The sequence below is a fragment of the Acinetobacter sp. GN11 genome (genome assembly GCF_054823985.1).
The window spans coordinates 1-12,200 of record NZ_JRVL01000208.1 but is presented as its reverse complement, the minus strand read 5'-3'; the positions used below and the strand labels follow the sequence as shown (position 1 = coordinate 12,200).

Below are 12,200 nucleotides of genomic sequence, written 5' to 3'. Positions count from 1 at the left end.
TAATTGCTTGTTCAACTACTGAAACTTCAAGAACGATCCAAAGCCCACAAGTGGCTGTAGCTACATCACAAATTAAATATACGGGAGTAAAAGCTCCAGTTTCTATTGGTAAATTTGATAATCGCTCTAGTTATATGAGAGGTGTTTTCTCTGATAATGTTGACCGTCTAGGCGGACAAGCAAAAACTATTCTTGAGACACATTTACAGCAAACTGGTTATTTTACAGTTTTAAATCGCGACAACTTATCTGAGATTAAACAAGAAGTTGGTTATAGCAATACAAGCCAATCTATTAAAGGCGCTCGTTATGTCATTACTGGTGATGTATCTGAGTTTGGTCGTAAAGAAGTAGGCGATCAGCAGTTATTTGGTATTTTAGGTCGCGGTAAAGAGCAAGTTGCTTATGCAAAAGTTAATTTAAATGTTGTTGATGTAAAAACATCAGAAGTTGTGCATTCCGTACAGGGTGCAGGTGAATATGCATTAGGTGCTCGTGAAGTATTAGGTTTTGGCTCTACAGCTTCTTATGATTCTACTTTAAATGGCAAAGTACTCGATTTAGCTGTTCGTGAAGCAGTTAATAATCTAGTAGCAGATATTCAAAATAACCGTTGGTCAGTTCAATAATTTTGGATATGTGTTAGATGAAAAAAATTCTTTTAAGCAGTTTTCTTGCTATGGGATTGGTTGGTTGTGCCGCAGGTCCTCAACCTTTATATAATTGGGGAACTTATACTCATCAAACCTATTTGATGTATAACGCACCTGAAAAAGCTACACCTAGTTCGCAAATCACAAAATTAGAAGCTGAAATTGAAAAAACTAAAGGTAAGGGCTTAGCCGTTCCACCAGGTTTATATGCTCATTTGGGATTATTATATTTACAAGAAAATAATTCTCAAAAAGCAATCGAGTATTTCCAGCTTGAACGTCAAGTATATCCAGAGTCTACAGTTTTAATGGATCGTTTATTGCAAAAAATGAATGCTAATGGTGGGTATACAAAATCATGATTAAGAAATTTTTAATTGCTGGTTTAGTTATTTCTAGCCTTGCATTTACAGGATGTGCTGTTACTCCACCGCCTAATAAAGATATTACGGCTTATAAAGCTCATATGCCAAAATCGATTTTGGTATTGCCACCAGTCAATGATTCGCCTGATGTAAAAGCGACTTATAGTTATTGGCCTACTGTGGTGGCGCCTGTTGCAGAAGCTGGCTATTACGTTTTTCCAATCTCTGTTGTAGACAATATGTTTAAAGAGAATGGTGTTACTAATGGCAGTGATGCTCAGTCTATTGCACCTCAGAAATTACAAGAGATTTTTGGTGCAGATGCTGCTTTATATATTCGCATTAAAGAATATGGTTCTAAGTACCAAGTGATCCAAAGTGTGGCTACAGTAAGTGCTGATGCAAAGCTTGTTGATTTAAAAACTGGAGATGTGATTTGGACAGGTGAGAAAAAACTTGTTCAAGCAAGTAATGATGGCAATGCGGGTTTAATCGGAATGGTTGTCGGTGCTTTAGTTGAACAGATTGCTGGCAGCTTTAACGATCGGGCTTATCCATTAGCGAGTATGGTAAATACTCAACTTTTTACCCCGACGACTTATAATCCGGGTATGGGTTTGTTATATGGTCCACGTTCACCAAAGTATCAACAAGATGGAGTAGTAGCTAAGTAAATCAAAATCTTAGCTAAAGTGTTACTCTATTAAAAATAGGCTGCTTCATATATTAATTATATGGAGCGCTATATAAAATTATTCCAAAAGGTTTTATAAATTTTTTGGTTAGGCAGGAGAGCTAGAGCAACTAGTTCTCCTACTTAATTCGTTTTACTTCTTTTGCTTAAAGCGGTATTTACATTTTAGACAGCGATAGTCCTGAAAAATATTTTTATCGATCATCACGCCCGCTTTTTTACCAAAAATATTGCCAACTACACCGCCAGTAATACCTGCGCTAATTGCACCGACAAAAGTTCCCACAGTTCCACCAACAATCACACCTAATGGGCCAGCAACAGTACCAATAGCTGCACCAACAGTAGCACCAGTGGCTGCACCACCTACAGTACCTGCCGTTGTGCCAGCAGCTGTCAGTAAAACACCGCCAGTTGTTCTAAGTAATTTGTCATGGTCACGTGCTTCAACTTCTGTAGAACCACACTTAGGACATTGCAGAGTTTTTTCCATAAAATTTCCTGTCTTTCATCATTGAGTGACACAGTTGACGGCGCTAAATCAGTAAAGTGGGTAAAGAACTTATCTTACGATGAAGTGTCTTTTGCCTATTGAGTGATTGCAACAATAAACTGGTCTGCTTTGATTTTAGCTGAACATTGACACAAATATTTATAGATCATGTAAACACTTGTACTTTAATAATTATCCCATTAAATACCAATGTTTAGAATGACTAAGGCTTACATATCGATGTGTCTAGCAGAGAATAATTCAATAATGATGAATAGAATGTGAATGGTTTTTTGAGTAGATTTTCTGAAGTTACTTCGGGTGACGCGAGCTATTCAATGATAAAAGGCTTATCCTGTTTGAATAAGCCTTCTTTGAATATTAGAGTGCTTTTTTCCAACTCAGAAACTTATATAGCCCAAACATGAAAGTGATCCAGATCGGAAGTAAAATCACCGATTTTTCAAATCCTTGAGTCCACATAATATATAAAATCATGCCAATGAAAATTAAAACAATATAGTTACTCAAAGGCGAAAATAGCGCAGGAAATTTGACAGCTTTACCTTCAAGTTTCATCGCACGTTTAAACTTCAAATGGGTAAAGCTAATAATTGCCCAGTTTAAAACCAAAGCGGCTACGGCCATGTACATGAGATAGCTTAAAGCTTCTTCTGGTACGAAATAGTTAAGTAATACACAACCAAAAATCAGAATAGAAGAGAAGATAACAGCAGCTTTAGGAACACCTTGTTTGCTCACTTGTGCAAAAACTTTTGGAGCATGGCCCTGTACTGCAAGCCCATATAACATACGGCTGTTGGCATACATGCCGCTGTTGTAAACCGAAAGCGCAGCAGTCAAAATAATAAAGTTAAGTAAATGTGCTGCCCAACCAATACCTAGTTGGCTAAAAATCATGACAAATGGACTTTTATCTAAACCACCAAGGTCAAGCTGATTCCACGGAATAAGTGACATGATGATAGCAAGCGAAGCCACATAAAAAATCAAGATTCGAAAGATGACTTGGTTAATGGCTTGTGGAATGCTTTTTTCAGGATTTTCCGCTTCAGCGGCGGTCATCCCAATCAGTTCAATGCCGCCAAAGGCGAACATTAAAAAGGCGAGCATATAAAATAGGCCCGAGAACCCATGTGGGAAAAATCCGCCATGCTGCCATAGGTTTGAGAAGCTAGCGATAGAGTCACTACCCGCTGTAAGCAATAAATATAGACCAAACACAATCATCGAAATGACAGCAGCGACTTTAATAATGGCTAACCAAAATTCAGATTCACCATAAAATTTAACATTGCCCAAGTTTAAACATGTGACTAGAACAAAGAAAAATAAGGCTGATATCCAAGCAGGAATATGGGGCCACCAATAATGCACATATTTAGCGACCGCTGTCAGCTCGGTCATTGCAACGAGAATATAGACCACCCAATAGTTCCAGCCCGATAAAAAACCAGGGAATCTTCCCCAATACTTTTGTGCAAAGTAACTAAAAGAGCCAACAACCGGTTCTTCTACGATCATTTCACCCATTTGGCGCATAATTAAAAATGCGACCAAACCGACAATGGCATAACCTAAAATAATGGAAGGACCAGCGGACTGGATGACTTGTGCAGAACCTAAAAATAAACCTGTCCCGACAGCACCACCCATAGCGATTAACTGGATGTGACGATTTTTAAGTCCACGTTTTAATTGGGAAGATGAGTTGCTCAAAATATATGCGCTGAATTAAAAAGCTGGCGCTATTGTAATAGATTGGCTAGGGATAACCTAGTTTGAAAAGGATTTTACTCAGGTAAATAAAAAAGGATCCGTACAAAGCTATACGAATCCTTTTTGGAAAATTAGTGGTTCTATAAATTAGAAAGACACCATTTTACCTGGGTTAATCATTGCGCCGATGCCATACATACTTTTTGCGAGTGGAATAACAACGGGTGCAAGTGTGCGGCCAAACATAATATTTTGGTGATCAATTTTAGATAACATTTCAAAGTCATTAGATTGCCCAACAAAATCACTTGCGATGGCTTTACCAATGCGTACTGTCTGTGCCACACCATGACCGCTCCAACCATGAACCGCATAAATCGGGAATTTATTGCCAAACTTACGGCTATCAACTGCACCATTTACCGTTAAATCAGTCGTTCCACTCCAGACAAAATCCATCTCTAGATTTTTAATTTGAGGGAACACGGTATGAATTCGATGTTCTAGATAATTTAAAGTTTTCTCTGGTCCCCAACATGTTCCTGTGCCTTGACCACCAAACAATAAGCGGTTGTTAAACACAGGGCGGTAGTAATCAATCTGGAACTGAGTGTCATAGACCGGATGCCCAAATGGTAGAAGCTCTTTTGTATCAAGCTCTAGCGGAGCGGTGGTTGCAACATAAGTATAAAATGGAATAGTGGTATTGTTTTGCTCTGATAAAAGTTTAAACGAAGCATGGTGAACTGCCAAAACTACAGACTTTTTAGCTTTCACGACGGCATTTGCTGTTTGAACATAAATCCCATCTGGTTTTTCTTCTATTGAAATGACTTCTGTTTGCTCATAAACAGTACCGCCGTTTTGGCAAAAACCATAAATCAAGCCGCGGTTTAAAGCTAAAGGATGAATTTGTCCACCCAACTCATCAATTAAACCACCCGTATAGTAGTCAGACTTAATATAGTCCATGAGTTCGTGTTTACCCACAATGCGGGTATGGTCTTCACCTAAATATTTTCGAGCATCGGCGCCTTGTGTTAAACCCACTAAATGCCCTTCATGAACAGCGGCAGTAATATGACCGTATTTTCGGTCAAAGTTAAGCTGGTATTTTTCTGAGATGTCATCAATCAGTTTCATCGCTTCCGTAGAGGTAAAATGCCACAGTTTTTTTGCATCTTCATAACCTAAGCGATCGGCCATTTCTTGAGCTTCCCAGCGTGCTAGACCTGGGGTGAGTTGTCCGCCATTTCGACCAGAAGCTGCACTACCAATACGATTTTTTTCTAATAAAACGGTATCTACACCTTGTTCGGCTAAATGTAAGGCTGTCGATGAACCTAATAAACCGCCACCAATAACAATCACATCACATTCAATATCAGCTTGTAAACTGTCAAATGTATGCCAATCAGAAAGTGAGCTTTCATAGTAGTTCGCTGGATTATCTACCGATGTGCCTTCTACAGTGGTTGTGTCAAATTTTGCATGTTTCGGATTTAACCAGCTCCATTCTTTACCCACTTGTAGAGATTTACTTGGTTTATATTCCACGTCTTTTAAAAACTGGGGTTTAGAAATAATATTCATGACGAAGTTCCTTAAAAATTAATAAGCATTACTAATAGCAATACTTTGTTTTTTAATCGTTTTATAGATAAATAAAAGAATGCCTAGTGATAACCAGAAACATCCGAAAGTGAGTGAAGATGAATCAAGGTTAAGCCAGAGGCAAATAATGCTGATGACTGATAAAAGCGGTAAAAAGAGGTTTAGAAATTTATTTTTAAACCCTGAGCGCTGTTTATCTTTAATATAAAACTTCATAAAGACTGAGAAATTTACGGCTGTAAAAGCGACTAGTGCACCAAAGCTGATCAGGCTTACGACTTGTGCTAAATCTAGAAAAACCGCGGACATTGAAATAAGACCAACAAATAAAACTGAAAAAAATGGTGTACCTAAGGAGATGTGAATTGTCCCAAAATACTTTTTAGGGAAAATATTATCGGTGCCCATTATATACAGTAAACGCGAAGCGCTGGCATGAGAGGCAAGGCCAGAGGCGACTGTGTTCATAATTTGCCCGCATAAGAATACGGATTGGAAAAATGCACCGCCGACATACAGCACAATTTCAGGTAGTGCTTCAGTAGGGTGCTGAAAGCGTAGATTATTTGGAAAATAAAGCTGAATAAACCAAGCGGCTGTAAAGAAAATGAACCCACCAACCAGTGTTGTTAACATGACTGCTCGGGGAATATTTTTAGTGGGTTGTTTGGTTTCATTTGAAAGCGTGGTAACCGCATCAAAGCCCAAAAATGAAAAGCACAAAACTGAGGCACCCGCAACGAGCGGTAGTATAGATTGGTGCTCATGCCAGAGTGGGGCTAATGTAAGCACATGCTCATAACCTTGAGTCGAGCCAATACCCTGAATCACTAAATAAACAAAAATGACCATGAGTATGATGGGTGCAAATACAAACAACAGACTTAAATTGGCGAGTAACCGAATGCGGAAACAATTCACTAAAGTGACTAGGCCCGCCGACACAAATACCCAAAACCAATAAGGCAGACTTGGAATAAGGGCTGTGAGATAAATTGCGGCAAGCAGAACATTAATGAGGGGTAATAACAGATAGTCGAGTAGGGAACACCAGCCGACGAAAAAGCCGCTTTTAGGCCCTAGACTTTCAGTTGTATAGCTATATGCCGAGCCTGATTTTTCTGAATTTTTGCTGAATCTTGCATAGCTCCAAGCGGTGAGTAACATGGCCCCAAGTGCGAGTAAATATGCGAGTGGTACATGTCCATTGGTAATGCCAGAGACAATACCGAAAGTATCAAACACTGTCATCGGGGTCATGTAGGCAATACCAATAATTGTGACTTGCCAAAGAGACAGTTTTTTTAAGGAAGACGTTTTATTTTCCATGTCATTTCAACCTCAAATTTCGTTGTTTTGCTTTTCATCCGGAAAAGCGATGCTATTTTTGAGCCAAAACTTACCCTAGACCTGAATAAACACGTCTATTTGAAGAAAGTTTGAACAAAAGCTAGGGGCTATTTCGCCTTGGTGATGCCCTAAAGCAAAGTCAAATATTTATATTTTTTGACTTCACTCTAGATCACGACCAGTTGAAAAGATTGACACGGTCGTGACAGAACCTGCTGAGGATTTTGTCCTCTAAATAATGTGCCTGTTCTGATGGTGATGTCATTTGAAGTAATGACTCGAGAAGAATCGTTGATCACGATTGCTTTTTGTTTGATGTTTTTAAGCTTCGGCATGAGTAGTTTTTCGAGCGCTGAAACTAAAATGTCGGTGGCAATTACACCGATAAATTGATCTCGAATCATGACCGGATGGGCAAGGGTGATGGTATATGCACCATTGCAAATATAATCGACATAAGGCCCATGGATGCACGGACTTTTATTTTGAGCAGGTTTATGGAACCATTCAAAAGAGCGAAAATCTAAAAATCGCTGAGCATTTTGATAGTTCTCAAGTTTGGCTTGTTGTAACTGATCTTCTTTTTTATACCACCATTCGAGTGTCCAATAATCTTGTTCTTCTTGGGTTGCAGGGCTATAACTTGCAAAGCCGATACCTTGACTGTAATGGCTTTCCTGTAACGCCTTTTTAATTTCTTTTTGCAATGCTGAACGTTCTGAACCTGAAAGCTTAACGTCTTTTGTTTTTTCAGGTTCATGCTTAGAGAGAATTTGGCTCGCTTTGGTTGCCAGATTTTCTGTAATGGCTGTCGTTTCCTCAACCACCGTCTTTAACAAATTTTGAAGCTCTTCTATATCTAAATGTTGGGTCATTCCTATAACTCCTAAAATTCCGTATTTCTCACTCGATATTTGATAAGCGCTCTACTTTATTATTTTTATTCGATAGATAACTTATATCGAAGCATTTGATCCGTTAGCATCGAAATAATTTTTCGTGCTTGAATAACAGCATCATCTTCATTGGCTTGAACAAAAGATGATAAAAGTTGGTGGTATTGCGCAACGACCAGTTGATGAAATTGATCATCTTGGTAAAGCACAGCAATGAGCGGTGCCCATTCGGCTTGTATAGTTAACTCTTGATTTGCCAGTCGAGCTGATTGAGCAAAAGAGGTGAGGGTCAGCAAACAACGTAAATCAAGTTGCGCTCGTGTGTCTGCTTCAATGGCCTGTTCAAATTGTTCAATCAGCTCTTTGATTTTGTTTAGTTCATATTCGGTGGTTCTTTGTGCTGCCAAATATGCACCATGGCTTAAAATTGCACTATGAAACTCGCCTAAATCAGCTAGATATTCATTGGAAGCTTGACGTAGAGGATGCTTGTTTAAGAGTAAATCGGAAGGTAACTCACAAATAAAACTTCCGCCGTTTCGCCCGCGTCGTGTATCAATCAGACCCTTTACGCGTAAAGTATTTAACGCTTCACGAACGGTAATGGGTGACACTCCCATTAAGCGAGCTAGATCCGCCTCGTTAGGAAGTTGTTCATTGCTTTTGAGCAATCCAGAGATAATTGCATTTTCCAAGCGTTCTACAACTTGTTCCGATCGAGTTGCCTGAGCGATAGGTGCAAAAATTATCGTATATGCTGACATGGCGAATTCTCTAAAAGCTAAGTCAGTGACTTAGCTTAATGAAACGGATAAATGATTAAAACACGCCATATTGATGGACTGCCTGTTCATCTTCAGGCACGGCTGGTATTGCATCCCAAAGTTCAACAATTTTGCCGTTATCTACACGCCACAGTTCAAAATAGGCATGCCGATTTCCAGCAATATTTCCTTCAGAATGTGTCAATACAAATTGACCATCAGCAATGGAGCGATGAGTTTTGGAGTATACCAAACCTTGTCCTTCATTACGGATATTGTTCAAAAAATCAATGACTGCCTTAACACCATCACCAATATCTGGACTATGTTGAATGAACTGATCGTTGTGGGTGTATTCTTTAAATGCTTCGTAATTTCCATCGATTAAGGACTTTTTAAAGAAGGAGGTCACAATCTCACGATTTTTCTCCGAATCATGGTGAGTTACGATTTCGGTTGGACCATCTAATTGCGTTCTACCACTCACATTCGGAGCTGCTTCAGTGACTAGTCCATCCCAATGTTCCACAATTTTTCCATCTTTAACGCGGTAAATATCAAAACCCACCAATGGGTTTTCATCTAAACCTTGAAAGCGGCCATGAATTGCAACCAAGTCGCGATCTGCCAATACACGCACAGCTTCATGTTGCATGTCCGGACAATCTTCTACCAGTTGGCGAAGGCCTGAAAGACCATTTGCAACCAGTGGAGAATGCTCTACAAAGTCTTCAGAAAAATAACGGTCTAGAGCAGTGGTGTCATGTAGATTAAATAGCTCGTGATGAGCTTTAGTCACCATGTCTTTCATTTCTTGTTTATTCATTTTGATCTCCTTTCAAAGTCCATTTTTATTATTCATTTGAACTCATTACATGTTTAACGCGGGTATATTCTTCAAAACCGTAGCCAGATAAATCTTTACCATAACCTGACTTTTTGAAACCGCCGTGTGGCATTTCTGCGGTTAAAGGAATATGGGTATTAATCCAAACTGTACCGAAATCGAGTTCACGTGACAGACGAGTTGCGCGGGCGTGATCTGTGGTCCACACACTTGAAGCTAGGCCATATTCAATATCGTTGGCTTTTTCAATGGCATCATTTTCATCGGTAAATTTTTGAACGGTAATCACTGGTCCAAAAATTTCATTTTGAATCGCTTCGTCATGTTGTTTTAAACCACTAATAACAGTTGGCTCAAAATAGAAGCCCGGACGGTCTGCTTGTTTTCCGCCTGTTTCAACTTTGGCGTGAGCAGGTAAGTTGTCAATAAAAGCTTTAACATTCTTCAATTGATTGGCATTGTTGAGTGGACCATAAAGTGCATCTTGATCATCGGGTTCGCCAAAGCGGGTATTTTTTGCAGCTTCAACTAATTTGCCTAAAAACTCATCATGAACAGCTTCAGCCACAATCACACGTGTGGCCGCAGTACAGTCTTGACCTGCGTTGAAATAGCCGGTTAATGCAATCATTTCAACTGCTTTATCGATGTCGGCATCTTCAAAAACCACCACAGGTGCTTTACCACCAAGCTCAAGATGAGCTTTTGCTAAATTTGCAGCCGCTGAAGCTGCAACCTGTAATCCAGCACGAACCGAACCTGTAATAGAAACGAGCGCAGGGGTTTTATGTGATACAACTTTTGAACCCACCTGAGCTTGGCCTAACACTACGTTAAATGCGCCCTTAGGGAAAAATGGTGCAGCAATTTCTGCTAGTAAAAGGGTACTTTCTGGTGTTGTGTCACTTGGTTTAAGTACCACTGTGTTACCCGCAGCCAAAGCAGGCGCAATTTTCCAAACAGCCATCATGAGTGGATAGTTCCAAGGCGTAACTTGACCAACAACACCGACTGGTTCGCGGCGAATAGAAGAGGTTAAACCTTCTAAATATTCACCTGAAGCTGTGCCATTCAATAAGCGAGCAGCGCCTGCAAAGAAACGCACCTGATCTGCTGACGCACCTACTTCTTCAGATGCAATTAAGTGTTTTAACTGACCCGTATTACGACTTTGCGCCTCAATTAAACGCTCCGCATTTGCTTCAATCGCATCTGCCAAATTCAATAATGCTTTTTGACGAGTTGAAGGTATAGTGCGTCCCCAAATTTTAAATGCTTCTTTTGCAGCAGCATAAGCTGCATCAACTTCGGCCTCGGTTGCATTCGGTGATTGTGCATAAACTTCACCAGTCACTGGGCTGACCAAGTCGAAATAATCATTTCCTTTGCTAGCAACATATTCGCCGTTAATAAAGTGTTGTAGTTGAGTTTTAGCCATTTTTTATACCTTGTCCTTAGGTTTTAACATATAACATATAAGACTATATGTATTATGTTTTAAATTTTCTGTCAAATGCTTTGATGAGGGGAGTGAGTGAAAAAAGTTGGGATTTAAATCAAATTAGAATTTAAGTTTTTGATTTGATTGTTTAAAAAATTAGAAAATTTATTGAAGATTTTTAGAACAGGCTCTTTGTTGTATTCGTTCAGTAGATTTGAGGAAAGATAAGAGCAGAATTTTTCTAATCGAGAGCAGCTTGATGAGCCAAACCTTGTGCTTAGCTCATCAATTTCGAGTTCTTATTTATTGAAATTAAAGTAAATGATTAGGTCTTATGACTCGCAAGCAGAATGCTGGTTTCACTGTTATAAATACCTGAAATATTCCTGATTCTTTCTAAAACTTTGTCGAAGTTTTCTAAGGTATCAGAGCGTAGCTCGACCAAAATGTCCCATTTGCCATTGGTTTTATGTAGACATTCCACGGCACTTTCTAGGCGTAATTCTTTAATTACAGATTGTGCTTTGGTTCCTTCGACCATAATGCTCATCCACGCACGAATAACATTTCGTTCTGCATTGGGTTTAAAGCGTATCGTATATCCAGTAATGATGCCCGAAGACTCCAAATACTCGATTTTCTTTTTGACGGTTGCTCTTGAAACGTGAACTTTTTCGGCTAACTCGGTAACAGACATCCGTGCGTTATCTTTAAGTAAACCTAAAATAATTTGATCAATGTTATCCATATTGTAATTGTCAATTATCAGATTGGTAAAAAATAATTCATTTTTGACTGAATTACAAATTTTGTGAATCAATTTGATTTTGAATAATAGGGTCATCAGCTAACCCTCATAATTTTAATTTAATGGACTAGATAAAATGAATAATTTTGCAGTTTCACGTAGTGACTTTAACGAGTGGATGGTTCCAGTTTTTGCACCGGCAAATTTCATTCCTGTACGTGGCGAAGGTTCACGTATCTGGGATCAAGAAAATAAAGAATATATTGATTTTGCAGGCGGGATTGCAGTAAACGCATTAGGTCATGCGCATCCAGTGGCAGTAAATGCTTTAACAGAACAAGCAACAAAACTTTGGCATGTAGGCAATGGTTATACAAATGAACCCGTTCTACGCCTTGCAAAACAACTCACTGAAAATACATTTGCAGACAAGGTTTTCTTCTGTAACTCAGGTGCTGAAGCGAACGAAGCAGCACTAAAACTGGCTCGTAAAGTTGGTCTAGACAGTGGCGTTGCGGGCAAAAGCGGCATTGTGGCATTTAATAATGCGTTCCATGGCCGTACTTTATTTACCGTTTCAGCGGGTGGTCAACCT

Annotated in this window: 13 protein-coding genes; 4 read left to right on the top strand and 9 right to left on the bottom strand. The window is 39.3% G+C overall.

The features are described from left to right. Positions 1-2 precede the first annotated feature (2 nt). From NL42_RS16115 to NL42_RS16105, 3 genes are read left to right on the top strand one after another with little or no spacing between them, the layout of a single operon-like run. Positions 3-629: a CsgG/HfaB family protein gene (locus NL42_RS16115; RefSeq protein ID WP_461313500.1), complete on the top strand. Its 627-nt coding sequence runs from the start codon at positions 3-5 to the stop codon at positions 627-629. A 17-nt stretch (positions 630-646) separates the two neighbouring features. After that, the gene (locus NL42_RS16110) at positions 647-1,015 is read left to right on the top strand and encodes a DUF4810 domain-containing protein (RefSeq protein ID WP_192834694.1); all 369 of its coding nucleotides are present in this window, start codon (positions 647-649) and stop codon (positions 1,013-1,015) included. Then, on the top strand, positions 1,012-1,692 hold the full coding sequence (locus tag NL42_RS16105) for a DUF799 domain-containing protein (RefSeq protein ID WP_312825230.1): 681 nt from the start codon (positions 1,012-1,014) through the stop codon (positions 1,690-1,692). The genes NL42_RS16110 and NL42_RS16105 overlap by 4 nt, the downstream gene beginning before the upstream one ends. Positions 1,693-1,845: 153 nt before the next feature. Here the strand turns inward: NL42_RS16105 and NL42_RS16100 are convergent, their stop codons facing one another. The 9 genes from NL42_RS16100 to NL42_RS16060 all read right to left on the bottom strand — a co-directional run bounded on the left by NL42_RS16100 (position 1,846) and on the right by NL42_RS16060 (position 11,605). Further along, positions 1,846-2,205, bottom strand: coding sequence for a hypothetical protein (locus NL42_RS16100; RefSeq protein ID WP_461313499.1), 360 nt, complete (start codon positions 2,203-2,205; stop codon positions 1,846-1,848). A gap of 381 nt (positions 2,206-2,586) precedes the next feature. Continuing rightward, positions 2,587-3,945: an amino acid permease gene (locus NL42_RS16095; protein ID WP_461313498.1), complete on the bottom strand. Its 1,359-nt coding sequence runs from the start codon at positions 3,943-3,945 to the stop codon at positions 2,587-2,589. A 147-nt stretch (positions 3,946-4,092) separates the two neighbouring features. After that, positions 4,093-5,538, bottom strand: a complete 1,446-nt coding sequence (locus NL42_RS16090) for an NAD(P)/FAD-dependent oxidoreductase (RefSeq protein ID WP_461313497.1) — start codon at positions 5,536-5,538, stop codon at positions 4,093-4,095. A gap of 18 nt (positions 5,539-5,556) precedes the next feature. After that, positions 5,557-6,888, bottom strand: a complete 1,332-nt coding sequence (locus NL42_RS16085) for an APC family permease (RefSeq protein ID WP_461313496.1) — start codon at positions 6,886-6,888, stop codon at positions 5,557-5,559. A gap of 188 nt (positions 6,889-7,076) precedes the next feature. Continuing rightward, positions 7,077-7,784, bottom strand: a complete 708-nt coding sequence (locus tag NL42_RS16080; RefSeq protein ID WP_461313495.1) for a cache domain-containing protein — start codon at positions 7,782-7,784, stop codon at positions 7,077-7,079. A 65-nt stretch (positions 7,785-7,849) separates the two neighbouring features. Further along, positions 7,850-8,569, bottom strand: a complete 720-nt coding sequence (locus NL42_RS16075; RefSeq protein WP_461313494.1) for a FadR/GntR family transcriptional regulator — start codon at positions 8,567-8,569, stop codon at positions 7,850-7,852. Positions 8,570-8,624: 55 nt separating this feature from the next. After that, the gene (locus tag NL42_RS16070) at positions 8,625-9,395 is read right to left on the bottom strand and encodes a nuclear transport factor 2 family protein (protein WP_461313493.1); all 771 of its coding nucleotides are present in this window, start codon (positions 9,393-9,395) and stop codon (positions 8,625-8,627) included. 28 nt (positions 9,396-9,423) lie between these two features. Continuing rightward, entirely contained in the window at positions 9,424-10,854 is a 1,431-nt protein-coding gene (locus tag NL42_RS16065) for a gamma-aminobutyraldehyde dehydrogenase (protein WP_461313492.1), read from the bottom strand. 328 nt (positions 10,855-11,182) lie between these two features. Further along, positions 11,183-11,605: an Lrp/AsnC family transcriptional regulator gene (locus tag NL42_RS16060; RefSeq protein WP_461313491.1), complete on the bottom strand. Its 423-nt coding sequence runs from the start codon at positions 11,603-11,605 to the stop codon at positions 11,183-11,185. A gap of 136 nt (positions 11,606-11,741) precedes the next feature. On the opposite strand from NL42_RS16060, the gene NL42_RS16055 reads away from it, so the two are divergent. Next, on the top strand, positions 11,742-12,200 hold a 459-nt coding region (locus NL42_RS16055; protein WP_461313490.1), incomplete at its 3' end, for an aminotransferase class III-fold pyridoxal phosphate-dependent enzyme.

What these genes read in the sequence shown, in the direction of transcription:
- NL42_RS16065 (WP_461313492.1), bottom strand. Translation starts at nt 10,854, where the DNA reads ATGGCTAAAACTCAACTACAACACTTTATTAACGGCGAATATGTTGCT.
- NL42_RS16085 (WP_461313496.1), bottom strand. Translation starts at nt 6,888, where the DNA reads ATGGAAAATAAAACGTCTTCCTTAAAAAAACTGTCTCTTTGGCAAGTC.
- NL42_RS16105 (WP_312825230.1), top strand. Translation starts at nt 1,012, where the DNA reads ATGATTAAGAAATTTTTAATTGCTGGTTTAGTTATTTCTAGCCTTGCA.
- NL42_RS16110 (WP_192834694.1), top strand. Translation starts at nt 647, where the DNA reads ATGAAAAAAATTCTTTTAAGCAGTTTTCTTGCTATGGGATTGGTTGGT.
- NL42_RS16090 (WP_461313497.1), bottom strand. Translation starts at nt 5,538, where the DNA reads ATGAATATTATTTCTAAACCCCAGTTTTTAAAAGACGTGGAATATAAA.
- NL42_RS16100 (WP_461313499.1), bottom strand. Translation starts at nt 2,205, where the DNA reads ATGGAAAAAACTCTGCAATGTCCTAAGTGTGGTTCTACAGAAGTTGAA.
- NL42_RS16075 (WP_461313494.1), bottom strand. Translation starts at nt 8,569, where the DNA reads ATGTCAGCATATACGATAATTTTTGCACCTATCGCTCAGGCAACTCGA.
- NL42_RS16070 (WP_461313493.1), bottom strand. Translation starts at nt 9,395, where the DNA reads ATGAATAAACAAGAAATGAAAGACATGGTGACTAAAGCTCATCACGAG.
- NL42_RS16060 (WP_461313491.1), bottom strand. Translation starts at nt 11,605, where the DNA reads ATGGATAACATTGATCAAATTATTTTAGGTTTACTTAAAGATAACGCA.
- NL42_RS16080 (WP_461313495.1), bottom strand. Translation starts at nt 7,784, where the DNA reads ATGACCCAACATTTAGATATAGAAGAGCTTCAAAATTTGTTAAAGACG.